The 24,317-nt window shown below is 63.2% G+C and carries 22 protein-coding genes; 10 read left to right on the top strand and 12 right to left on the bottom strand.

Annotated features, from left to right (window positions below; all coding sequences use genetic code 11):
* Positions 1–33: 33 nt before the first annotated feature.
* From mutY to corA, 7 genes are all read left to right on the top strand, one after another.
* A complete protein-coding gene (gene mutY / locus K9F62_14870) occupies positions 34–1,131 on the top strand; it encodes an A/G-specific adenine glycosylase (GenBank protein ID UJX39989.1) in 1,098 nt (365 codons plus the stop codon).
* Between the two features lie 93 nt (positions 1,132–1,224).
* Complete coding sequence (locus tag K9F62_14865; protein UJX39988.1) at positions 1,225–2,445, top strand: efflux RND transporter periplasmic adaptor subunit; 1,221 nt, start codon at positions 1,225–1,227, stop codon at positions 2,443–2,445.
* Between the two features lie 6 nt (positions 2,446–2,451).
* On the top strand, positions 2,452–2,964 hold the full coding sequence (locus tag K9F62_14860; protein UJX39987.1) for a YbaK/EbsC family protein: 513 nt from the start codon (positions 2,452–2,454) through the stop codon (positions 2,962–2,964).
* Between the two features lie 12 nt (positions 2,965–2,976).
* Entirely contained in the window at positions 2,977–3,663 is a 687-nt protein-coding gene (locus tag K9F62_14855; GenBank protein ID UJX39986.1) for an ABC transporter ATP-binding protein, read from the top strand.
* Complete coding sequence (locus K9F62_14850; protein ID UJX39985.1) at positions 3,650–4,807, top strand: ABC transporter permease; 1,158 nt, start codon at positions 3,650–3,652, stop codon at positions 4,805–4,807. Before K9F62_14855 ends, K9F62_14850 begins: the two co-directional genes overlap by 14 nt.
* Positions 4,807–5,973, top strand: a complete 1,167-nt coding sequence (locus K9F62_14845; GenBank protein ID UJX39984.1) for an ABC transporter permease — start codon at positions 4,807–4,809, stop codon at positions 5,971–5,973. Before K9F62_14850 ends, K9F62_14845 begins: the two co-directional genes overlap by 1 nt.
* Positions 5,974–6,137: 164 nt before the next feature.
* Complete coding sequence (gene corA / locus K9F62_14840) at positions 6,138–7,205, top strand: magnesium/cobalt transporter CorA (protein UJX39983.1); 1,068 nt, start codon at positions 6,138–6,140, stop codon at positions 7,203–7,205.
* Positions 7,206–7,543: 338 nt separating this feature from the next.
* Here the strand turns inward: corA and K9F62_14835 are convergent, their stop codons facing one another.
* The 3 genes from K9F62_14835 to K9F62_14825 form a co-directional block, all read right to left on the bottom strand.
* The gene (locus K9F62_14835; protein UJX39982.1) at positions 7,544–8,257 is read right to left on the bottom strand and encodes a DUF6338 family protein; all 714 of its coding nucleotides are present in this window, start codon (positions 8,255–8,257) and stop codon (positions 7,544–7,546) included.
* 62 nt (positions 8,258–8,319) lie between these two features.
* Complete coding sequence (locus K9F62_14830; protein ID UJX39981.1) at positions 8,320–9,237, bottom strand: dihydroorotate dehydrogenase; 918 nt, start codon at positions 9,235–9,237, stop codon at positions 8,320–8,322.
* Positions 9,234–10,028, bottom strand: a complete 795-nt coding sequence (locus tag K9F62_14825) for a dihydroorotate dehydrogenase electron transfer subunit (protein UJX39980.1) — start codon at positions 10,026–10,028, stop codon at positions 9,234–9,236. Before K9F62_14825 ends, K9F62_14830 begins: the two co-directional genes overlap by 4 nt.
* Positions 10,029–10,222: 194 nt before the next feature.
* On the opposite strand from K9F62_14825, the gene K9F62_14820 reads away from it, so the two are divergent.
* From K9F62_14820 to K9F62_14810, 3 genes are read left to right on the top strand one after another with little or no spacing between them, the layout of a single operon-like run.
* Positions 10,223–11,431, top strand: coding sequence for a cyclic nucleotide-binding domain-containing protein (locus K9F62_14820; protein ID UJX39979.1), 1,209 nt, complete (start codon positions 10,223–10,225; stop codon positions 11,429–11,431).
* Entirely contained in the window at positions 11,428–12,207 is a 780-nt protein-coding gene (locus K9F62_14815; GenBank protein UJX39978.1) for a MotA/TolQ/ExbB proton channel family protein, read from the top strand. The genes K9F62_14820 and K9F62_14815 overlap by 4 nt, the downstream gene beginning before the upstream one ends.
* Before the next feature lie 49 nt (positions 12,208–12,256).
* On the top strand, positions 12,257–13,174 hold the full coding sequence (locus K9F62_14810) for an OmpA family protein (GenBank protein ID UJX43214.1): 918 nt from the start codon (positions 12,257–12,259) through the stop codon (positions 13,172–13,174).
* Positions 13,175–13,514: 340 nt separating this feature from the next.
* On the opposite strand, the gene K9F62_14805 is transcribed toward K9F62_14810, so the two are convergent.
* The 9 genes from K9F62_14805 to K9F62_14765 all read right to left on the bottom strand — a co-directional run bounded on the left by K9F62_14805 (position 13,515) and on the right by K9F62_14765 (position 24,234).
* The gene (locus K9F62_14805) at positions 13,515–14,456 is read right to left on the bottom strand and encodes an aminotransferase class IV (protein UJX39977.1); all 942 of its coding nucleotides are present in this window, start codon (positions 14,454–14,456) and stop codon (positions 13,515–13,517) included.
* Between the two features lie 84 nt (positions 14,457–14,540).
* The gene (locus K9F62_14800) at positions 14,541–15,572 is read right to left on the bottom strand and encodes an aspartate-semialdehyde dehydrogenase (GenBank protein ID UJX39976.1); all 1,032 of its coding nucleotides are present in this window, start codon (positions 15,570–15,572) and stop codon (positions 14,541–14,543) included.
* Between the two features lie 148 nt (positions 15,573–15,720).
* Entirely contained in the window at positions 15,721–16,593 is an 873-nt protein-coding gene (gene metF, locus K9F62_14795; GenBank protein UJX39975.1) for a methylenetetrahydrofolate reductase [NAD(P)H], read from the bottom strand.
* A gap of 162 nt (positions 16,594–16,755) precedes the next feature.
* Positions 16,756–17,172 carry a (deoxy)nucleoside triphosphate pyrophosphohydrolase gene (locus tag K9F62_14790; GenBank protein ID UJX39974.1) on the bottom strand — a complete coding sequence of 139 codons (417 nt, stop codon included), beginning with the start codon at positions 17,170–17,172 and terminating at the stop codon, positions 16,756–16,758.
* A complete protein-coding gene (locus K9F62_14785) occupies positions 17,169–19,166 on the bottom strand; it encodes an ABC-F family ATP-binding cassette domain-containing protein (GenBank protein UJX39973.1) in 1,998 nt (665 codons plus the stop codon). The genes K9F62_14790 and K9F62_14785 overlap by 4 nt, the downstream gene beginning before the upstream one ends.
* Before the next feature lie 194 nt (positions 19,167–19,360).
* Positions 19,361–20,437 (bottom strand): 3-isopropylmalate dehydrogenase, encoded by a 1,077-nt coding sequence (gene leuB, locus K9F62_14780; protein UJX39972.1) that lies wholly within the window; start codon positions 20,435–20,437, stop codon positions 19,361–19,363.
* A gap of 273 nt (positions 20,438–20,710) precedes the next feature.
* Positions 20,711–21,208: a 3-isopropylmalate dehydratase small subunit gene (locus tag K9F62_14775; protein ID UJX39971.1), complete on the bottom strand. Its 498-nt coding sequence runs from the start codon at positions 21,206–21,208 to the stop codon at positions 20,711–20,713.
* A 237-nt stretch (positions 21,209–21,445) separates the two neighbouring features.
* Entirely contained in the window at positions 21,446–22,705 is a 1,260-nt protein-coding gene (leuC, locus tag K9F62_14770) for a 3-isopropylmalate dehydratase large subunit (protein ID UJX39970.1), read from the bottom strand.
* Positions 22,706–22,713: 8 nt separating this feature from the next.
* Entirely contained in the window at positions 22,714–24,234 is a 1,521-nt protein-coding gene (locus tag K9F62_14765) for a 2-isopropylmalate synthase (protein UJX39969.1), read from the bottom strand.
* Positions 24,235–24,317: the final 83 nt, after the last annotated feature.

Genomic DNA, 24,317 nt, shown 5'->3' with positions numbered 1-24,317 from the left:
CGAGCGGGACATCTCCCACCGCCCGAGGATGTTATGACCGAGCAAAACGCCTTCGTTCCCCTGCTTCTGGACTGGTTCGCGGCGAAAAAGCGCGCCCTGCCCTGGCGCGACACCTACGATCCCTACGCCGTGTGGGTCTCCGAGATCATGGCCCAGCAGACCCAGATGGACCGCGTGGTCTCCTACTTCAACCGTTTCATGGAGTTGTTCCCGGATATCGCGGCACTGGCCGCCGCGCCCGAGGATGCGGTGCTCAAGGCCTGGGAGGGCCTCGGCTACTACAGCCGGGCCAGAAACCTGCACGCCGCGGCCAAACGGATCATGGCCGAACATGGCGGCGTTTTTCCCGGGAGCTTCCCGACCATCCGCGCCTTGCCCGGCATCGGCGACTACACGGCCGGGGCCATCGCCAGCATCGCCTGCGGACGCGACGCCGTGGCCGTGGACGCCAACGTGCTGCGCGTCCTGGCCCGCGTCTGCGACATCGACGTGCCGGTCAAGGAGCCGGCCGGCAAGGCCAGGGTCCTGGAGATCGCCCAGGCGCTTTTGCCGACCGGCCGGGCCCGGGAGTACAACGAGGCGCTCATGGAGTTCGGGGCGCTGGTATGCCGCCCGAAGAATCCCGATTGCCCCTGCTGCCCGGTGGCGACGGCCTGCCAGGCCAGACACCTCGGCATCGTGGCCGACCGCCCGGTTCTGTCCAAGGCCAAGGACATCACACCGCTTGACGTCGCCACGGGCGTGCTGCTCCAGGCCGGCCGGATATTCATTCAAAAGCGGCTGCCCAAAGGGGCCTGGGCCAACTTGTGGGAGTTTCCGGGCGGGCGCATCGAACCCGGCGAAACGCCCCAGGCGGCCGTGGTTCGGGAATTCGTCGAGGAAACGGCCTTTACCACGGAAGTGGCGACCAAGCTGGCCGTCATCCGCCACGGCTACACCACCTTTCGGGTGACGCTGCACTGTTTCCTGTTGCGCCTTTCCGGCGGCCGCAACGACAGCGAGCTCCCTGTCCCGGCCCTGACCGCCGCCCAGCAAAGCCTGTGGGTGCGCCCGGAAGAGCTGGGGGGCTACGCCTTCCCGGCCGGACATCGCAAGCTCATCGACCAGCTGGCCGGCAGTTTGTGGCTCTAATCGCGAAAATCCGTAACAGATTTTGGCCTGTTGCGCCTTGACTCCGGCCCCCCGGGTTGCCATGACCCCGGAAAACTATTTCACGGGAGCCGCATGAGCGATACCTTAAACGCGCTGCGCATCGACAAAGGCGACAAAGCCCAATCCGGCCCCGGCGGCCCACGACGACGCAAACGCGCCCGCTGGCCGTTTATTCTGCTGGCGCTCATACTTGCCGGCATCGCCGCCTGGGCGCTTTCGCCCCGCACCTTTACCGTGCAGGCCGCGACCGTGGCCCTGGCCTACCCTTCCAGGGCCATCACCAAGCTGACCGCCAGCGGCTACGTCGTGGCCCAGCGCAAGGCGTCGCTGGCCACCAAGGCCACGGCCCAGCTCGTCTGGCTCGGCGTGGAGGAAGGCAGCCGGATAAAAAAGGGGCAGGTGCTGGCGCGCCTGGAAAGCGCGGATGTGGAGGCGGCCCGGGACCAGGCCAAACACGACCTGGAGGCGGCGCGCTTCCAGATCGCCTCGGCCGACGCGGAACTGACCGACGCGAAGCTCAACTACACGCGCATGAAAAAACTCGTGGCCGGGGACTACGTGGCCCGCTCCGACCACGACACGGCCAAGGCGCGACTCGACAAGGCCGAAGCGGCGCTCAAGCAGGCCAAGGCCAACCTGGCCGCCCGTAGCGAGGCCCTCAAGGAGGCCCAGGCCCAGCTCGAATACACCGACCTCGAAGCGCCTTTCGACGCCGTGGTGCTGACCAAGAACGCCGACGTGGGCGACATCATCTCGCCTCTCGGCGCGTCCTCCACCTCCAAAGCGGCCGTGGTCACCATAGCCGACATGGAGTCGCTCGCGGCCGAGGTCGACGTGTCCGAATCGAGCCTGCATCTGGTGACCGTGGGCGAGCCGTGCGAGATCATGCTCGACGCCATCCCCCGCGAACGCTTTCCCGGCAAGGTGCACATGATCGTGCCCACCGCCGACCGCACCAAGGCCACCGTGCTGGTCAAGGTCGCCTTCGATGCCCTCGATCCCCGGGTGCTGCCGGAGATGAGCGCCAAGGTGGCCTTTCTCTCCCGGCCGCTCACGGCCGCCGAGACCACCCCAAGGCTGGCCGTGCCGGAGGCAGCCGTCATCAACCGTGGCGGCAAGCCGGCCGTGTTCCTTATCAAAGATAGCAGGGCGGTGCTGACCGATATCGTCCCGGGCGAAGCCCTCGGGGACATGCGCGCCCTGACCAAGGGAGTCAAAGCCGGGGAAAAAGTCATTGTCTCGCCCCCGGATAAGCTCCAAAACGGCGACGCCGTGGCTCTGGCCGAAGGATAGCAGCCCATGACCATGCCACCGCCTCCCATGGGTGTCGCGGGAGAAAACGACGTTCATCGCCGCCTGCTCGAGCGCCTGCGGCAAAGCGGGCTGCCCCATACGGTCCATGCCCACGCCCCCACGCGCACCGTGGACGAGGCCCGGGACAACCTCGACTTCGACGTCACGCGCATCGTCAAGACCATCGCCTTCGGCCTGCGCGGCGGCGGATTGGTCCTGGCCGCGCTTCGCGGCACGCGCCGGGTGGCCTATCCCGACCTGGCCCAGGCCCTGGGACGAACCCGCCGCGATCTGGCCGCCCTGTCCCCGGCCGAGGTGCCGGCGCGCCTCGGCGTTGCCCCGGGCAGCGTCTCGCCCGTCCCCCTCGATCCGGCAACGATCGTCCTCGTGGACGCGGATGTGCTGACCATCGCGCCGACGCTCTACTGCGGCCTGGGACGACCGGACCGGACGTTGGAAATCGCCCCGGCCGATCTGCTCACCCTGACCGGCGGGCGCACGGCCGATTTCTCCAAGTGAGGCGGGAAAACCATGGCCGAAAAGTCCCTCATCGAAATCCGCGGCCTGTCCAAATCCTACCGGCGCGGCGACCAGATCATCCCGGTCCTGACCGGCGTCAGCTTCGACATCGCCGAGGGTGAATTCCTGGCCCTGATCGGCCCGTCCGGCTCGGGCAAGTCCACGCTTTTAAACTGCATCGCCGGCATCGACAGCGTGGACGCCGGCAGCATCGTCATCGGCGGCACGGACATCGCCACCCTGACCGAGGGGGAATTGGCCAAGTGGCGCAGCCGCCACGTGGGGTTCATTTTCCAGTTCTACAACCTCATCCCCGTGCTTTCGGCCCTGGAAAACGTGGAACTGCCGCTGCTTTTGACCGCACTTTCCTCCCGGGAGCGCACCGACCACGCTCTGGCCGCGCTGACCGCCGTGGGCCTGCCCGACCGCACCGACCACAAGCCGTCCCAGCTTTCCGGCGGCCAGCAGCAGCGCGTGGCCATCGCCCGGGCCATCGTCACCGACCCGGACATCATCGTGGCCGACGAGCCCACAGGCGACCTGGACCGCCACAGCGCCGCCGAAATCATGGCCCTGCTCGGCCGGCTCAACCGCGAATTGGGCAAGACCATCGTCATGGTCACCCACGACCACCGGGCCGCCGAAGCCGCCCATCTGGTGCGCGAGCTCGACAAGGGCGAACTGCGTGTTGCTCCTTAGGCTGATCATAAAAAACGCCTTCCGGCACCGCCTGCGCTCGCTGCTCACCATCATCGGCGTGGCTGTGGCCCTGCTCGCCTTCGGGCTCATGCGCACGGTCCTCGACGCCTGGAACGCCGGGGTTTCGGCCTCCTCGGCCAACCGGCTGGTCACCCGAAACGCCATATCGATCACCCAGCCCCTGCCCTACGCCTACAAAAGCCGCATCCGCCAGGTGACTGGGGTCGACATCGTGGCCGCCGGCAACTGGTTCGGCGGCATCTATCAGGACGAAAAGAATTTTTTCGCCAATTTCGCCATGGAGGCCGAGGAGTTTTTCCAGCTCTACCCGGAACTCGTGGTCGCGCCAAAGGAACGCCGGGCCTTTCTGGCCGACCGCAAGGCCGCGATCATCGGCCGCAAGCTGGCCAAGCGCTTCAACTGGCATATCGGCGACACCATCACCCTGCGCGGCACCATCTTTCCCGGCGAGTGGCCCCTGACCATCCGCGCCATCTACAAAGGGGCAAGGCCCGACACCGACGAGACCGTGCTCTATTTCCACTGGTCCTATCTCGACGAGACCATGAAAAAACGCGCCCCCAGCCGGGCCGGCCAGATCGCTTTTTTCATGATCGGCATCGACGACGCCACCCGGGCGGCGGAAATCTCCAAGAACATCGACGCCCTGTTCGTCAATTCCCAGGCCGAGACCCTGACCGAGACCGAAAAAGCCTTCCAGATGGGCTTCGTGTCCATGAGCGAGGCCATCCTCATGGCCATCACCGTGGTTTCCTACGTGGTGATCGGCATCATCCTGGCCGTGGCCGCCAACACCATGGCCATGTCGGCCCGGGAACGGCTGGGCGAATTCGCGGTCATGAAGACATTGGGCTTCGGCGCAACGGCCCTGGGGGGAATGCTCCTGGCCGAATCCCTCATCCTTTCGCTTTCCGGAACCCTTCTGGCCGTGGCCCTGATGCCGCCCATCGCCAAGGGGTTCAGCACCTATCTGAGCCAGTTCTTCCCCATCTTTTTCGTCTCGCGCCAGACCATCCTCCTGGCTTTCGGCTTCGGGCTGCTGGTTGGGGTGTGCGCGGCCATCGTCCCGGCCGTGCGCGTTGGCACGGTGCGCATCGCGGCGGCCTTTCGGAGGATCGGCTGATGGCCGTTCCCCTGGCCTACTCCTGGCGCAACCTGCGAACGAGGCGGCTCACCACCGCCTTGACCGCCGGCGGCATGGCGCTCGTGGTCTTCGTTTTCACGGCCACCCTCATGCTGGCCGAGGGACTGCGCCAGACGCTCGTGGCAACCGGCTCGCCCGGAAACGCCATCGTGCTGCGCAAAGGCTCGGAAACGGAAGTGCAAAGCGGCATTGAGCGGCAAGCCGCCGCGGCCATGACCACGAGACCGGAAATCGCCCTGGGTCGCGACGGCCGCACGCTTGCCGCCAAGGAATCCGTCGTGCTCATCGGCCTGACCAAAAAATCCACAGGCAAGGTTTCCAACGTGGTGATCCGCGGCACCGAGGCGGCCTCCCTGCCCTTGCGGCCGCAAATCCGCATCATTGCCGGACGCCTGCCCCGACCGGGCACGTCGGAAATCATGGTGGGCAAGGCCGTGGCCAAGGGATTCGAGGGGGCCGGGCTTGGCCAGAGCCTGCGCTTCGGCAAGCGGCAGTGGCCGGTGGTGGGGATTTTCGACGCCGGCATGACAGGCTTTTCCTCGGAAATCTGGGGCGACGCGGACCAGCTCATGCCGGCTTTCGGCCGCAACGCCTATTCCATCGTCCTGGCCGGACTGCGCGAACCCGGGCTTTTTGACGCCTACAAGGAAGCCATCGAGGCCGACCCGCGACTCCAGGCCGAGGTCTGGCGCGAAACCCGCTACTACGAAAAACAGTCGGACATGATGCGCAAGTTCCTGACCGTGCTCGGCGTGGCGCTGACAGCCATCTTTTCGCTCGGGGCCATGATCGGGGCCACCATCACCATGTATTCGGCCGTGGCCAACCGCGTCCCGGAGATCGGCACCTTGCGGGCCCTCGGGTTTTCCCGGTCGAGCATTCTGGCGGCGTTTCTCCTGGAATCGATCTTCCTCGGACTTTTGGGCGGCATCGCCGGCGTGGGGCTCGCGGCGGGGCTCTCGTTCGTCACCTTCTCCACCACCAATTTCCAGACCTTTTCCGAACTGTCCTTCAAATTCGCCCTGACGCCGTGGATCACCGGCATGGCCCTGGCCTTTTCGATGATCATGGGCATTGTCGGCGGTTTCTTCCCGGCCCTGCGGGCGTCGCGCCTGAACATCGTGACCGCCCTGCGCGAAGGGTAGGGGGAGGAGAAGAGGGACGGGGAAAGAGAATGCGAGTGGGGAGAACGCCCGTGTGGCGGGCTGTCGTCGACAAAACGTCACACGGCATGGCATGGCGGAAAGAGGCGTTGCGGCTATAATGCCCGCTCGTACCATCCACCAGACCATCCCGCGAGGCAGTCCCCATGCTCAGGCACATGCGTCCCCAGCACGTCAAGGCGAACCAGGAATTCGGCACCGTTTCCTACGTCGGTTCGGCCAAGACCTTCGCCCCCTACGTCAACGTCATCCAGTACGGCGACGGCTCCTTTACCGAAACCCGCTACGAGCACGGCGAAACGCCCGTCATTCCGCCCGCCTCCGAGGACCGCGTCACCTGGGTGCGGGTGGTCGGCGTCCACGACATCTCCGTGATCAAATCCGTCGGCGACGCCATCGAAATGCCTTCCATGCTCATGGAGGACGTGGCCGACACCACCCAGCGGCCGAAATACGAGGAGTTCGGCGATTCCATGTTCATGGTCCTCAAACTCATCGACATGGACAAGGACCAGGACTCCCCGACCGCCGAACAGGTGAGCATCGCCATGGACGGCGCGGCGGTCTTCACCTTTCAGGAAAACGCCCACAACGTTTGGGACAATTACCTGGACCGGCTGCGCAAGGGCCGCCATCTCGGCAAATCCGACCCGCACTACCTGATGCTGGCCCTGCTCGACGTGATCGTGGACCGGTACATGATCACGCTCGGCAAATTGGGGGACAAGGCGGAGACGCTCGAAGAATTGCTGTTCGAAGCCCAGACCGAGGAGACGCTGTCGAATTTCTACAACCTGAAGCGCGAAACGGCCTACCTGCGCAAATACATCTGGCCGCTTCGGGAAGTGCTGCAGGCGCTCTCGCACAAGAAGCACTCGAAAAAAGTCAGCGATTACGCCAAGTCATACCTGCGCGAAATCGTGGACCACGTGAAGACGGTGGTGGAAACGGTGGATACGCTGAACCAGATCGCCACGAGCATGATCGACGTCTATTCTTCCGTGGCCGACATGCGCATGAACATGGTGATGAAGGTTCTGACCGTGGTCGGCACGATATTCATTCCCCTGACCTTCATCACCAGCCTCTACGGCATGAACTTCGAGTACATGCCGGAGCTCAAATGGCACTACGGTTACTACATCACGCTGGGCCTCATGCTGGGCTTGTCGCTTGGCATGCTGGCCTGGTTCCGCAAGAAGAAGTGGCTGTAATTACTTCATATAGCACAAATAGTATAAATCAGCCTCCCCAATCAGCGAAAGATCAAAGAAAAATTCACTTCTTAGGTGGAGGAGGGGGTGCAGGTGTCACAATAGGCGGATTGCCATCCTGGCGAGGGGGATTATAGCTTATTTTTTGTTCAGGATCATGGGGGGGCAAGATGCGTTCCTTATGGCCTCCAGGAGTATCTTTCTGCCCTTGGCATATTAAAATTCTCTGTCTCAAAATTTTTTCCATAACAATTCTCTTCCTTAAGAGGTGGCTAGCTATAACTGCCTTTCCTTTCTCCAGAGAAAAATGCACGGTATGATTTTTATCACTAAAGATATCAATCTGCCCCTGTGACATTAAGGCGTTCTGCTTCAACAGACGCTTCACGACCACACACTGTCTTAGCTGCTTCATAAGTATCCCCGCTCTTCCGAGAGACTTCATCAGCGCTTTTTGTTTTAAGAAATTCAATAGTAGATACAGCATTAAAATCAACTATCAAAACACCAAAACTATTAAGAAGGACTTCCTGCTCACCATGCACCCATTTAACGTCCGATAGAAAAAGTCCTTTTTCTTTTATATCATCAGCGTAATACAATGGCCAACCACAAAGTCTAGTCCCATCTTTATAATTAACTATCAAATAAGATTTTATATCTGTGAAAACATCAAACCATATATTATTCCTTGAGGTTTTATCCGTGATTTTTATCCATCTAAAAAACTTCATATGCCAATCGTATTTCACAAAAAATGACATAATAATTGCAACCATTAATGACATTACTAAGATCAACAACACTTTACCACCCTGAAAAAACCAAAGAACCATTTGTAAATCATAGCTTTCTTGCGAAATAATCTCAAAGGGAGCCTTTCGAAATACCAACGAATAAAGAGAATAAATAACGAGAGACAAAACCAACGCCATTACCACCCGCTGCAAACTATCGCGCCGAACAGCTGGTGTTAGCATATCAAAAAATGCCATGCTCAAAAAACCTGGCACCAAGAAAATGATTAGCCCTATTGCTTGGTATGTAAACATCTGATTTTATTATTTATTAATAAATATACTCCACATGTTATCGTTTGTCAATTGCAAACATCTTATACTTGAATGGAACATCTATATTCTTCCAGGTTCTCGATGCCAAGCTCTTCCATGAGCGCCGGCAACCTTTCCGCGATGCGAAAGGCCATGTCCGGCCGCATGAAGTTGGCCGTGCCGATCTGCACCGCGTGCGCCCCGACCAGGATGAATTCCAGCACATCTTCGGCGCAGCTGATGCCGCCGACGGCGATGACCGGCGCGGATACCGCCCGGCAGACCTGCCACACGCAACGCAGGGCCACGGGTTTGATGGCCGGGCCGGACAGGCCGCCGATGACGTTGGCCAGGCGCGGCTTTCGCGTGCGGATGTCCACGCTCATGCCGGTCAGCGTGTTGATGCAGGTGAGCGCGTCCGCCCCGCCGAGGACCGCCGCCCGGGCGATGGCCACGATGTCCGTGACGTTGGGCGAGAGCTTCACCCAGACCGGCTTGTCGCCGGCCCGCTTTTTCACGGCCTCGGTAAGTTTCCCCGCCATGGCCGGGTCCTGGCCAAAGGCGATGCCGCCGGCCTTGACGTTGGGACAGGAAATGTTGACCTCAAGGGCGGCCACGCCCTCGGCGGCGGAAAGCACACCGGCCAGCTCGGCGAACTCGTCCGCGTCGCAGGCGTAGAGGTTGGCGATGATCGGCGTTTCGTCGTAGGGCAGGCGCGGCAGCTTGTCGCGCAAAAAGACTTCCACGCCGCAGTTTTGCAACCCGATGGCGTTTAGCATGCCGCACGGTGTCTCGGCGATGCGCGGCATGGGGTTGCCGGCCCGGGGCTTAAGGGAAAGCCCCTTGGCCACGATGCCGCCCAGGCTTCGCAGGTCGCCGTAGCGGGCGAATTCCAGACCATAGCCAAAGGTGCCCGAGGCGGTCATGACCGGGTTTTTCAGTTCCATGCCCGGCAGGCGCACGCTTGCGTCAACGCTCATGACTCCTCCGAAAGCGCCAGTTCCTCGACCCAGAAAACCGGTCCCTGGGTGCAGGTCTGCACATAGCTGCCCAGGACGTTTTTCTCCACACAGCCAAGACATCCGCCCACGCCGCAGGCCATGCGGTTTTCCAGCGACACCTGGGCCCGCACGCTGTACTTGCGGGCCAGCCGCGCCACGGTCACCAGGAAGGGACGGGGGCCGCAGGCCAGAACCAGTCCATCGGCATGGCCGGCGATGGTCGTTTCCAGATGCGCGATAAAGGCGGCCAGATCGTCCGGCCCTTTTTCCTGAAAGGCTTCCGCGCTCTTAAGCCCGGAAAAGGCGTCGAATGGATAACAGGAAAGGGGCAGACGGTGGCCGAAGACAAGCGAAAGATGCTCCGGCGAAGGATGGCCGGCGGCATATTCCACGAACGGGGCGATGCCCACCCCGCCGGCCAGCATGACCGTCGGCACCTCCGGCTCCAGGGCAAAGCCCTGGCCGAGCGGTCCCCAGACCGTGGCCGTATCGCCCGGAACCAGCCGGCACAAGATCTCCGTGCCCCGACCGCAGACCTGGACAAAAAGGGTCAGCGCCTCGGCCGTAAGCCGGCAGATGGAAAAGGGACGGGGCCAGACGGGATTTTGCTGAAAGGCCCGGGGTCTGACCATGACGAACTGTCCGGCCACGGCCGGCGAAAATCCGGGATTGGCCAGGGTCAGCATGTAGCAGCCCTTGGCCGCCCCCTCGGGGCCGACCGGCTCCACGGACAGGATGGAAACGTCGCGGCACGCGTCGTAATTGCCCAAAAATCACCTCGCGCCAAAAGATGGCCGGCTTGTACCGTCTTTGCCCTGCCTTGTAAAATAACCGCCCCGGGCACCGGGAATTGCGCCGCCTGCCGCCCGGAGTCCTTGAACTTGCCCGGGGTTGTCCGTAGTGTGGATCAGCCGGCCGTCCGACCGGACGCAGCCAGCCACGAGCGCCAACACCGAGGATGGGCATGCGACAAGACCTCGACCTCGAAGACGACCACGACGACGCCACCTTGCGGACCTTCCACAAGGGGGCCATCCTTTTTCGCGAGGGCCAGCCGAGCGAGGTGGCCTATATCATCAAGAAAGGCCGGGTGGCCATCTACCGGGTCGTCAACAACAAGCGGGTGGTGCTCGGCGAACGCGGGCCGGGCGAAATGGTCGGCGAGATGGGCGTGATGACCGCCGCCCCTCGCTCCAGCTCGGCCGAAGCCCTGGAATTTACCGAAGCCATGGTGTGCGACAGCAACCTCATCCACACCATGCTGCAACGGAGCCCCCGCCCGGTCCAACTCCTGACCGGCTACCTGGTCGACCATGCCAAGACGCTCGTCGCCCAGGTTACCGACCGCCCCTCGGGCAACGCCTTCCTGTCCGTGTGCCGGGTGACGGCGCTGTGCTGGCAGGCCGCCCCCGGGACCGGAAAGGCCAAGGAACTCAGCTACGCCGAGCTTTCGACCACCATCAAGGACATCGTGCTGCTCAACCAGATCGAGATCGACGCCGTTTTCGCGCGCCTGGCCAAACTGCATCTGGTTTCCCTGACCGACATCAAGGCCAGCTTCGCCCGCAAGAACCCGCTGCTCGGCACGTCCAGGCCCGGCACGGCCTTCGTCAAGGACAAGACCGTGCGCCTGACCGACCCGGACACGTTTTTAAGCGTGGCCAAAAATGTGGCCCGGGACTTTAGCGACCCGTCGCGACCCATGGTGGACCTGGAATTTTGCGATCTGGCCGCCTTTGCCCGGGAAGCCGGCTCCACGCCGGACATCATTTACAAGAAGCTCGCCTACCAGGAAATTCCCCAGGACCTGTTTTTCTTCCACAAAGCCAAGGCCAGGGGCTATATCGAGCAGATGGGGCCGGAGTTTTTCAAACAGGCCCGCCGCCCGCGCCTCACCGCCGCCGACCTCGAACGCGTGGACGACATCACCGCCGTGGACAACGCCACCCTCCAGGAAGCCTTTTCGGCCCTGGGCTTCCATAAGGTCGCCGTGGCCCTGGCCATGGCCGGCGAGGCGGCCCGGGAAAAAATCCTCAAGAATCTGTCCAGGAAAATCGCCGCCGTGGTGCGCGAGGAAGCCTCGGCCATGGTCGACCCCGACGAGGACGAGGCGGCCGATGTGGAAAAGGAATTGATCGAGCGCATCAAGACCATCAAGGGACTGGCTTCGTGAATATCGCAACCGTCATCGGCATCGTCTTCGGCATCGCCATCCTCACCTTCGCCACCGTGCTCTCCACGGACAGCGCCGGCGTTTTCGTCAACATCCCGGGCCTGGCCATCGTGCTCGGCGGCACCCTGGCCTCCACCTTCATCTGCTTTCCTCTCAAGGAAGTCATGCGGGTGTTCAACACCTTCCTCGTGGCGCTCAAGCGCGAGGAGCTGCCCACCGACCACTACATCGACGCCATCGTGCACATCGCCAAGCAGGCTTCGACCCGGGGCCGCATCCAGCTCGAAATGGCCCTTCCCGGTATCGAAAACGAATTTCTGCAAAGCGCCATCCAAATGCTCGTGGACGGCTACTCCCGGGAGGAAATCCAGGAGATCCTCGACACCCGCATCGAGCAGACCTACCAGCAGGAACTGTCCTCGGCCGGCATCTACCGCACCATGGCCAAGCTCTCCCCGGCCTACGGCATCATCGGCACGCTGATCGGGCTCATCGGCATGATGCAGTCCATGAGCGTAGGCCTGGGAAACCTCGGCGCGCACATGGCCGTGGCCCTGACCACCACCCTCTACGGCATCCTGCTGGCCAATCTGATTTTCCTGCCCATCGCCGTCAAAGTGGAAAAACGCATCGAGGAACGCGTCATCCTCATGTGCGTCATCCGCGACGGCACACTCTTCATCAAGGACAAGACCCCGGCCGCCATCGTACTCGACAAGCTCAAGGCCTACCTGCCGACCCGGCGCTGGGTCGCCATCGAGCACGAGGAGGCATAAGCCCCTTCAGCGCCAAGGAATACCTATGAACATCCGCAAGCGGCCAGGCGTGCTCAACGTCTCCGATCTGCGCAAGATGCATCATGACGACGAGGACCTCTGGCCCATCTCCCTGGCCGACATGATGACGCTGCTGCTGTGCTTTTTCCTGCTCATCGTGGCCGTGTCCCACGTGGACCTCAACCGTTACGAACGGGTGGCCGATTCCATGCAAAAGGCCATGGTAACCGACAAGCTCGCCCCCAAACAGAAAAAGACCGCACCCGAACCCGTGGTCAAAAAGACCGCTCCGCCCAAACCCCAGCCCAAGCCCGAAACGCCGCCGCAAATGGTGCGCTCCAAGGTCAGCCACACCACCCTTGCCAGCGAGCCCGTTCCGCCCCTGGTCCAGAAAAAAACCGAACCCGCCCCGGCCAAGCCGGCCACACCCACTGACCAGCCCCCAAAACCCGAATCGGCCAAGGCCGAACAACCGGCTCCCGAAACCGAACGCACCGGCCCGACCCGGAAAAGCCTGGAAGATATCCGCAAGGAACTGACCGCCAAACTCGGCCTCGACACCAGCGCGGTGGAGATCGTGCCCCGCGAAAACGGCGTGGAACTCAACCTGCGCGGCGCGGCCTTCTTCGACCTGGCCAGCGCCGAAATCAAACCCGCCGCCATGCCGCTTTTGCGCGATATCGCCGCGACCCTGGCCGGTACGCCCTACAAGGTGACCGTCGAGGGACACACCGACAACCTGCCCATCGAATCCTGGCTCTACCCCTCCAACTGGGAACTGTCCTCCGCCCGCGCCAGCCGCGTGGCCCGGTTCCTCATCGACGGCGGCGTGCCCCGCAACCACCTACGCGTGGAAGGATTGGCCGATACCCAGCCCGTCGCCCCCAACGACGACGAAGCAGGCCGCCCCATCCCCGAGAATCAGGCCAAGAACCGCCGCGTCGTCATCCTCGTCAGCCCGTCGTAGCGGCTAGCGAGCGGGAGGGCTCTGCCCTGACCCGGCAGGGGCTCTGCCCCTGCACCCCGCCGGGAGGCCATGGGCCCCCCGGGCCCCCCTTCCGGTGTGCTTTGGCTGGGCGGGAGCAGGGTTGGCGGGCGGAAAGGCGGAGTGTGGAGAAGATGGAGGCGCAACGCGCCTCGTGCCGCCGGGCCGATTGCGGCAACAAGATCAACCCAACCAACACCGCACACCTTCCCCTCCATCCATCATCCCAACCCGGTAAAAGGGGGTCCGGGGGACATCAAGTCCCCCGGCGGAGGGGTGCAGGGGAGGCAGAGCCTCCCCTGCCTAGCCAACAGTGCATCGCCTAAAACGGCGTGCCGTTGGCGGCGATGTCGGCGAGGATCAGGGACTTGATGCGCTTGGAGACGGGGCCGGGCCGGCCGTCGGCGATGGGGCTGCCGTTGTAGCGGATGATGCTCAGGCAATCATTGGTGGTGCCGAGGATAAACATTTCCTTGGCCGGGGCGATATCTTCTTCGCGGATACCGGCGAAGACGACTTCGACTTCGTTTTTCAAGAGTTCCACAGCGCGCATGAGGGTGGTTCCGGTCAGGGCGTTGTTGAGCTCCGGCACGACGAGGCGTCCGGCGGCGTCGACGATGCAGATGTTCTCGGTGGCGCCTTCGGCCAGAAATCCCTTGTCGTCGTAGCAGACGGGATAATCCTCGCCGCGCTGGGTGGCTTCGCGCTTCATGAGCACGTTGGGCAGGTAGTCGATGGATTTGATGCGGGCCAGGTAATTCTGTTTGGCCGGGATGGAGGTACGGAAGGCGGTGACGCCCTTGGCAAAGGAGGCATCCGAGCGGGGGTGGTATTTGTAGGCCACGATGGTGAGGCTCGGGGTCGGGCAATCGGCGGGGTCGATACCGAAGCTGCCGGGGCCGCGTCCGACGATGACGCGCACCATGCCGATATCCGAACCACCGGCCCGGCACACGTCGAGGGTGAGGTCGGCGACCTCGTCCCAGGGGCAGGGCGGTTCGAGGAAGATGGCTTTTGCCGAGCGTTCCATGCGAGCGAAATGGGGTGCCACCTGATACAGCTTGCGATCGATGTATTTGAGCGTTTCGAAAACGCCGTCGCCCCGGTGGACGAGGTGGTCGTCCAAGGGGATGAGCATCAGACGCGGGTCCGTGCCGATGACGCCCAGGCGGTGGTCGTAGTAGGCCAGAACATTTTCGCCGCCGGGGCGCGGCGCGGCGAGCAGGCGGGAGACGTAGGCATCGACATCGACGATAGCGGGCATGGGGTACTCCTTCATAAAAAAAGACGGGGGAAACACCATATAGGATGTTTCCCCCGCTCCCTTGCCTCTTTTGGGCAGGGAAATCTAGGCGGGCACGCCCACCTTGTCGCGGGCGATGATGAGCTCGGCGATCTGCACGGCATTGAGCGCCGCACCCTTGCGGATGTTGTCGGCCACGATCCAGAGGTGCAGGCCGTTGTCGATGGTGTTGTCCTCGCGGATACGGCCCACGAACACGTCGTCCTCGCCGGCGGCGTGGATCGGCATGGGGTAGATCTTCTCGGACGGGTTGTCGTAGACCGTGATGCCCGGGGCCTGGGACAGGATGACGCGGGCGTCCTTGGCGGTCAGCTTCTTTTCCGTCTCGATATTGACCGACTCGCTGTGGCCGTAAAAGACCGGCACGCGCACGGTGGTGGCCGTCACCCTGATCGAGTCGTCGCCCATGATCTTGTTGGTTTCCTTAATCATCTTGATCTCCTCGAAGGTGTAGTCACCTTCGGAGAAGACGTCGATCTGGGGCAGACAGTTAAACGCGATCTGGTACGGGTAGACCTTGGCTTCGGGGTCCTTCATATTGAAGAGCTGCCGCACCTGGGTTTCCAGTTCGGTGATGGCCTTCTGGCCGGTGCCGGAAACAGCCTGGTAGGTGGACACGATCACGCGCTTGATCCTGGCCGCGTCGTGCAGGGGTTTGAGCGCCACCACCATCTGGATGGTCGAGCAGTTGGGGTTGGCGATGATGCCCTTGTGCCAGTCGACGTCGTCGGGATTGACCTCGGGCACGACCAGCGGCACTTCCGGGTCCATGCGCCAGGCGCTGGAGTTGTCGATGACCACGCAGCCGGATTTGACGGCAAAGGGCGCAAATTTTTTCGAAGTGGAACCGCCGGCCGAAAACAGGGCGATATCCACGCCCTCAAAAGATTTCTCGGTCATCTCCTCGACGGTCAGTTCGCCGCCGGCATACGGCACGGTGGTGCCGGCCGAACGCGAGGACGCCAGAGCCTTGACGGTCTTGGCCGGAAACTCGCGCTGTTCGAGGGTCTTGAGCATCTCACGTCCCACGGCTCCCGTGGCCCCGGCCACGGCCACAACCCATTCGCCCCTGCCCATACGGTCCTCCAATGTCGGTTATAAAAAGCCTCCGGCGCCCAGGGGAGGCACTGCCTCTCCCGGACCGCCCGCAAGGAAAAATCACGGAATCTTTATCTAGGCGATCCCTTGGGGAAACGCCAGAATTTTATCGAATGAAATTATCATATTACAGATCGAGACCGGCCACGATGGACAGCACAGCCTCGGCCTTGTTGAGGGTGTAGAGATGCACCCCCGGCGCGCCCCGGGCAATGAGGTCCTGCGCCTGCTTGCGCGCGTAGGCGATGCCCGCTTCGGCCACGGCCGCATTGCCGCCGGCCGCGTCGGCCCGTTCGAGTTCGGCCAGATAGGCCGGCGGCAGATGGGCCCCGCACAGCCCGACCAACCGCTTGATGCTGGCAAGGCTCATCACCGGCAGCACGCCCGGTATGATCGGCACGTCGATGCCGGCGGCGCGGCACTTGTCCACGAAGCCGAAATAGGCGTCGTTGTCGAAAAAAAGCTGGCTGACCACGAAGTCGCCGCCCAGACAGATCTTTTGGCGCAAAAATTCCAGGTCGGCTTCGGGCGAGACGGCCGCGGGATGGCACTCGGGATACCCGGCCACGCCGATGCCGAGCCCGGGACGTTCCTGGCGGATAAACGACACCAGGTCGGACGCGTGTTGGAAGTCGTCGGAATCGGGAACGAAATCCCCCTGGCCCTTGGGCGGATCACCCCGCAAGGCCAGCACGTTGTCGACACCGGCCTCGGCCAGGGCGTCCAAAAATCCCCGAATCTTTTCCCGGCTGGCCCCGACGCAGGTCAGATGGGCCATGGGCTCGAGGCCGTAGGCGGTCTTGAGCCGGGAGACGATCTCCAGGGTATGGGCATGGGTGCTGCCGCCCGCGCCGTAGGTCACGGACACGAACAGGGGATGGACCGGAAGGAGCCGCTCCACCACCTCGAAAAAGCCGACCCAGGCCTCACGCTGCTTGGGCGGAAAAAATTCCAGGGACACGAAAGGCCGCTTCGCCTGGATAAGCTCCTTGATGCGCACGCAGTCTCCTTCGGCTATGGGGGAGAAGAAGGAGAGAGTGAAGACCGGGGGGGAAAACCCCCTTTTTGAAAAAAGGGGGTTTTCCCCCCCGGCCCCCCCTTTCCCTCAAAAACTTTTAAAGGGGCAATGGGTGTGGGAGACTTTTCCTTATGAAGAAAAGAGTTACTGCAAGACGGCGTCGCCGAGGACCGCCAGTTGCTCCACAATCTCCTTGTCCGCTTCGAGAAAAGGTCTCGATGCGCCCTCCTGCGGCGTCAGCCATTCCATTTCCTGGCCTTCCAGGGGTTTGATCTCACCCTCGTAAGCCCGGATATGGAAAAAGTGCAAATGCACCGCAATATGGAGGTAGGCATGCTCTTTTTCCTTGAAAAAGGCAATTGCGGTAGGGGTTATGTCCAATTCTTCACTTAATTCCCGCATCAGGGCGGCCCGGATGGATTCGTCGGGCTCGACCTTGCCGCCCGGGAATTCGTACTCCCCGGCCATGGGTTTGCCTTCGGGGCGCTTGACCCCCAGATACCGACCATCCTTCCAGATGATGGCGGCAACGACCGTCACGTTCTTCGGCGCACAGTTCATGCGGACTCCAGCAAGGCGGCCCGTCGGGCCTCCAGGTCGGCGATTTCCTCTTCCAGGACCGCCATGCGGGCGAGCAGTTCCTCGGACGCATGGGACAGGGTCCCGTATTCCTTGCTGAGCTGGGAAAAAAGCTCACGCTTCGCATAGGTCTCGGGATCGGCCATGACGGCCTCCACCTCGGACTGCTTGGCGAGAAGCGTTTCCAGCTCGGCCTCAAGCTTGTCGTAGGCATCGCGCTTGGGCTTGATGTCGCGGTAGAGCGTGTTTCGCTGCTCGGCCACGCGGCGCTTGCGTTCCTTGTCCTCCTGACGGGAGGCCTTGGTGGGTGAGGCCTTGGTCGGCTCCGCGGCTTCGTCCACAAGGCAGGCGTTTTCCTGCATTTGCCCGGCCTGGGCGGCCTCGTAACCGGCGAAGCCGTCTTCATAAACGGTGATGCCGTCCTCGCCGACGGACCAGACCTCGGCCGCCACCTCGCGCAGCAGATAGCGGTCGTGGGCGACCATGAGAATGGCCCCCGAGTACTCGGAAAGCGCCCGCACCAGCGCTTCGCGGCTTTCCAGGTCCAGGTGGTTGGTGGGTTCGTCGAGCACCAGAAAGTTGGCCCGGGCCGAAAAAAGCCCGGCCAGCACCAGCCGCGATTTCTCGCCGCCGGAAAGCTCGGACACCCGCCGCTCCCAGTAATCCTCGCCCAAAAGAAACAACCCCAGGATGGAGCAGACTTCCAGATGGGTGGCCCTGGGGCCGGCCATGCGCTTCATTTCGGACATGACCAGGGCGTCTTTTTGCAGCACCTCGGTCTGGTGCTGGCTGAAATAGCCGAGCTTGACGCCCGTGCCGAGAAGGACGCGGCCGGCAAGGGGCTTAAGCGCCCCGACCACCAGCTTCAACAGCGTGGTTTTGCCCGCGCCGTTGTGCCCGACCAGCGCCACTTTCTGGCCGCGAAAAAGCTGAAAGGTCAGCGGCGGCCAGATGGGGTCCCGGCCGGGATAGGTATAGGCCAGGTCGGCGGCGGCGGCCACGGTCTTGTCGGACTTCTCGGGCTCGGGCAGGGTGAAATTGAGGGTCTTGGCCCGCACGTCCGGCCGCTCGCTTTTGAGCGCCGCCATCTCCTTTTCCAGCTTGTCCACGTTCTTGAGCTTGCTTTGGGCCTGCCGGGCCTTGGTGGCCTTGTAGCGAAAACGATCGACAAAGGCGCTGTGCTGCTTGATCTTGTTGTCGATGGCCGCAGCCTGCCGCTCCCACTGCTTGTCCATCTCCTCGCGCCAGACCAGGAACTCGGAAAAAGAGCCTGGACGCCAAATGGGCTTCACATCGCCCATGAACAGCGTGTGCGTCGCCACCCGGTCGAGAAAAATCCGGTCGTGGGCCACGAAGATGAGCACGCCGGGAAAGGCGCACAGAAACGATTCGAGCCAGGACACGGCCTCAAGGTCCAGGTGGTTGGTGGGTTCGTCAAGGAGCAGCACGTCGGCCCCGGCCGTCAGCACCCGGGCCAGCTTGGCCCGCTCCCGCCAGCCGCCGGAAAGCGCCGACAAAGGCCCGGCCTGCTGCTTCTCCTCGAAGCCAAGCCCGGTCAGGATGGTCTTGGCCCGGTGCTCGGGATTGTAGCCCAGCGTATGCTCCAGGCTCGCCTGCTCATGGGCCAGGGCGTCCATGGCGGCCTTGTCCCCGGCGGCCACGGCCGCGTCGTAGCGGGCCCAGAATTCCTTCCACGACGGCAGCGCGGCCATGACCCAGGCGAGAAGTCCCATGCCGAGGTCGGCCTCGTCCATGTCCTGGGCCACGTAGCCCAGGCGCGCGCCGGTGGAGAGCGCCACCTTGCCGCCGTCGGGTTCGGAGACCCCGGCGATGAGTTTCAGGAGCGTGGACTTGCCCGCGCCGTTTTGGCCAACAACGGCCAACCGCGTGCCGCCGGGAATCTCCAGGGAGAAATCCTTGAAGAGATCGTAGCCGCCGTAGGACTTGGAAAGATTTTGCAGACTGACTTTGGCCATGACTTCCATCAAAACGCCCGGTATCGGGGCACGTAAGGTCGAAGAAGGCGACGCGTCGCCGGAAACGTCGCCAGCGACGCGCAAGACGCGCCGCCCTGCATACGCAAAAAAGGCCGGGAGAACCAGCCCCGCCGCGATGAAAATCATGCGCGGCCACGGCCAGCCCCCCCGGACCCTTCAAAAAGGCTTGGCGGTTAGGCCAGCCGCTCCACCACCAGATCGCCCATGGCCTTGCAGCCGACGAGCGTCTTGCCGGGTTCCATGATGTCGCCCGTGCGATACCCCTCGGCCAGCACCTTGGCGCAGGCCGCCTCGATGGCGTCGGCCGCCGCGGCCTCGTTGAAGGAGTGCTTGAGCATCATGGCCACGGACAGGATGGTGGCCAGCGGATTGGCCTTGTCCTGGCCGGCGATGTCCGGAGCCGAGCCGTGGATAGGCTCGTACAGGCCCGGATTGCCTTCGCCAAGCGAGGCCGAAGGCAGCATGCCGATGGAACCGGTGATGACCGCCGCCTCGTCTGACAGGATGTCGCCAAACAGGTTCTCGGTCACGATGACGTCGAACTGGGACGGATCGCGCACGAGCTGCATGGCCGCGTTGTCCACGTACATGTGCGAAAGCTCCACGTCGGGATAGTCCTTGGCCACTTCCAGGACCACGGCGCGCCACAGACGCGAAACGTCGAGCACGTTGGCCTTGTCCACGGAGCACAGCTTGCCACGCCGCTTCCGGGCCGTCTCGAAACCGACCTTGGCGATGCGGCGCACTTCGTGCTCGCCGTACACCATGGTGTTGAACCCCACCTTCTCGCCGCCGCGCTCCTCAATGCCGCGCGGCTCGCCGAAATAGGCCCCGCCCGTGAGTTCCCGCACCACCATGACGTCAAGACCGTTGCCCACGATGTCCGGGCGCAGGCAGCAGGCGGCGGCAAGCTCGGGGAAAAGCTTGGCCGGACGCAGGTTGGCGAAAAGCCCGAGCGCCTTGCGGATGCCAAGCAGGCCCTTCTCCGGGCGGATGGCCGGATCAAGCGTGTCCCACTGGGGACCGCCGACCGCGCCCAGAAGCACCGCATCGGCCGCCTTGCAGGCGGCAACAGTCTTTTCAGGCAACGGGCCTCCCGTGGCGTCGATGGCCGCGCCGCCGATCACCGCCTCGGTAAATCCAAATTCCAGGCCATGCTTTTTGCCCGCCGCTTTCAACACCTTCATGGCCTCGGCCACGATCTCCGGACCAATGCCGTCTCCCGGCATCACACAGATATTGTAACGCATCACGTATCCTTACAATGTGTGCCTCCGGCTGCCAGGGGCTCCGCCCCTGGACCCCGCCGGGGGGCCATGGGCCCCCCGGTCCCCCCTTCCTCCGGCTGGCGCTGTCCTGGACGGAGAACCGTCCAGGACAGCGCCAGCCGGAGGAAGGGGGGACCGGACGACACCACGTGCAACACTTATAAAAGTTTTATGGAGGGGGTCCGGGGGAACCTTTTTTTCAAAAAAGGTTCCCCCGGCCGCCGGAGGCATCCTTTATCCTCTTCTTCTTATTGACTACGCACGCGCCGCGAGGCGTTCCTTGACGTAGGGCACGAGGCCGCCGGCGTCGAGGATGCCCTTCATGAAGGGCGGCACGGGCTTGCACTGGATTTTTTCGCCCGTGGTCAGGTTTTCGATGACGCCGGTGTCGGCATCGACCTTAAGTTCGTCGCCTTCGCTGATCCTGGCCACGTCGTCGCCGATCTCGAGCAGAATCAGCCCCATGTTGAAGCTGTTGCGGTAGAAGATGCGGGCGAAGCTGTGGGCGATGACGACCGGGATGCCCGCGCCCAAGATGGCGACGGGCGCATGCTCGCGCGAGGAGCCACAGCCGAAGTTCTCGCCGGCGACCATGATGTCGCCCTTATTGACCCGCTTGATCCAGCCGGGCTCCAGGCCCTCCATGCAATTGGCCCCAAGCTCGGCCATATCCGTGGTGACCAGGAACCGGGCCGGTATGATGGCGTCGGTGTCGATATGCGCCCCGACCTTGTGCGCCTTGCCATGGTACATAGTAGGTAGCTCCTTATGGGGAGGAGGCGGAGAGTGCGGGGAGGGAACCCCTTTTTTCAAAAAGGGGTTCCCTCCCCGCGCCCCTCCCTCCCCAAAAACTTTTATCGAAGGATCAACTCCACTCCATTCCCTGTATATCCCCTTATAAGGGGGGTCCGGGGGGCCCGTGGCCCCTCGGCGGGGTGCAGGGGCAGCGCCCCTGCCGGGGAAGTCCAGAAGGGGCAGAGCCCCTTCTGGTCACACCTTGGCCGGGTCGATGATCTCGCCGGCGATGGCGGCAGCAGCGGCAGCGGCCGGGCCGGACAGGTAGACTTCGCTTTCGAGACTGCCCATGCGGCCCTTGAAGTTGCGGTTGGTGGTGGCGATGGCCCGCTCTCCGCCGGCCAGGATGCCCATATGGCCGCCGAGGCACGGCCCGCAGGTGGCGGGACCGACCACGCAGCCGGCGTCCATGAAGATCTCGATGAGCCCCTCGGCCAGGGCCTGACGCCAGATCGTAGGCGTGGCCGGCAGCACGATGCAGCGCACATCGCGGGAGACCTTCTTGCCCTTGAGGATCGCGGCGGCCTGGCGCAGGTCCTCGATACGGCCGTTGGTGCAGGAGCCGATGACGGCCTGGTCGATGCGCAGCCCGGCCACTTCGGACACGGGCTTGACGTTTTCCGGCAGGTGCGGGCAGGCGATCTGCACTTCCATGCCGGTGGCGTCGATGGTCACGGTGCGCTCGTAGGTTGCGCCCGGATCGGCGGCCAGGGGCACATCGCCCGTACGACCGGCCTTGGCGGCGAAGTCCAGGGTCTTGGCGTCGGCGACGAAAAGCCCGACCTTGCCGCCGGCCTCGATGGCCATGTTGGACATGGTCATGCGGCCCTCGACGGAAAGCTCCGAGGCCAACGGGCCGGTGAATTCCAGGGCCTTGTAGAGCGCGCCGGAGACGCCGATGGTCCCGATCAGGGCCAGCATCAGGTCCTTGCCGCCGACGTACTTGCCGAGCGTGCCGGTCAGCACGACCTGGATGGTGGGCGGCACCTTGAACCAGGTTTCGCCAAGGGCCATGCCGCCGGCGATGTCCGTGGAACCCATGCCCGTGGCAAAGGCCCCGAGGCCGCCGTAGGTGCAGGTATGGGAGTCCGCGCCGATGACCACGTCGCCCGGGCCGACAAGGCCGAGTTCCGGCAAGAGCGCGTGTTCGACGCCGACATTGCCGCCCTCGTAGTAATGGGTAATGCCCATCTCCTTGGCGAATTCGCGGCAGACCTTCACCTGCTCGGCCGAGGCAATGTCCTTGTTGGGCGTGAAGTGGTCGGCCACGATGGCCACCTTGTCCTTGTCGAAGACGGCGGTGGCGCCCATCTTCTTGAAGGACTTGATGGCGAGCGGCGCGGTGATGTCGTTGGCCAGGACCAGGGACAGCCGGCAGCGCACGATCTGTCCGGGGCCGGTGACCTGTTCGTCGCTGTGCGCCTGGAGAAGTTTTTCTGCTAACGTTGCGGGCATATCCTCTTCTACTCCTTTTTGGCCAACCGGTTGAGGGCATTGATGAAAGCCAGGGTGCTGGCCATGATGACATCATCGTGGACACCTCGGCCAATGGACGTGGCCGCCCCTTCGCGCACGCGAACGGTCACCTCGCCCTGGGCGTCGGTGCCGCCGGTGATGGCGTTGATGTGGAATTCCTCGAGCTCGGGCTTGCGGCCGACGGCGTCGCACACGGCGTGAAACGAGGCGTCGACCGGGCCGGAGCCGGAGGCGTACCGGCGCACTTCCTTGCCGTCCACGAGCATCTGGACCACGGCCATGGGGGCAAGCTCCACGTTGCCACAGTGCACGGAGATGTGGCGCAGGGCGAAATGGTCGGGCCGGCGCAGGACCTTTTCGAGGATGAGCGCCTCGATGTCCTCGTCGAGGATGTTCTGCTTGCGGTCGGCCAGATCCTTGACCGCGTCGAAGACGATTTTCAGTTCGTCATCGTTGAGCGTATAATTGAGTTCCTTGACCTTGGCGTCCAGGGCATGGCGGCCGGAATGCTTGCCGAGCACCACCACCGCGCCTTTGCGGCCGATGCTTTCGGCGGTCATGATCTCGTAGGTGCGGCGATCCTTGAGCACGCCGTGCTGGTGGATGCCGGACTCGTGGGCAAAGGCGTTGCGGCCGATGACCGGCGCATAGGGCGGGATCGGCTGGCCGATGATGCCGGACAGACGACGGCAGGAGGGGAAAATCTCCTCGGTCACGATGCCGGTGTCCAGATGATAGTAGTTGGGGCGGGTATTGAGCGCCATGACGACCTGTTCGAGGGAGGCGTTGCCGGCCCGCTCGCCGATGCCGGAAAGCGTCACCTCGGCCTGCCGCGCCCCGGCTTCCAGGGCGGCCAGGGTGTTGGCCACGCCAAGGCCCAGATCGTTGTGGCAGTGGACGGCGAAGGTCACCTTGTCCGCGCCCGGCACGGTGGAGAGCAAAAAGCGGATGAGGTCGGCGAATTCGCCGGGCTGGGCATAGCCCACGGTGTCCGGGATGTTGATGATGGTCGCCCCGGCCGCGATGACCTCCGTGCAGACCTTGGCCAGAAAGTCCCGTTCCGAGCGCGAGGCGTCCTCGGCCGAGAACTGGACCTCGGCATCGCCCTTGGACACCGCGTGTTTGACGGCGGCCACGGCCATTTGGAGCACCTGCTCCGGCGTTTTGCCGAGCTTGTGCTCCATGTGCAGAGGCGAGGTGGCCAGAAACGTGTGGATACGCTTGCGCTTGGCGCTCTTTATGGCCTCGTAGCCCCGGTCGATATCCGCCGGCAAAGCCCGGCAAAGCGCGGCCACCACAGGCTTGGTCACGGTTTGGGCAATGGCGGCAACAGACTCGAAATCGCCGATGCTGGCGGCCGGGAATCCGGCCTCGATCACGTCCACGCCGAGCGTTTCGAGCTGGCGGGCCATGCGGATTTTTTCCTCGCGGGTCATGGTGGCCCCGGGCGACTGTTCGCCGTCCCGGAGCGTGGTATCAAAAATGAATACCCTGTTGTTGTCGGGCATGGAAATCTCCCCTTTGTTTCCCGCATGGACGCGGGAGAAGCAGCGCGCACGGCGCGCAACAGACTGTGTTGGTAGCCGAGGGC

This window comes from Desulfovibrio sp. JY (genome assembly GCA_021730285.1).
GTDB lineage: Bacteria > Desulfobacterota > Desulfovibrionia > Desulfovibrionales > Desulfovibrionaceae > Solidesulfovibrio.
This window is presented reverse-complemented; position numbering and strand designations above follow the sequence as displayed.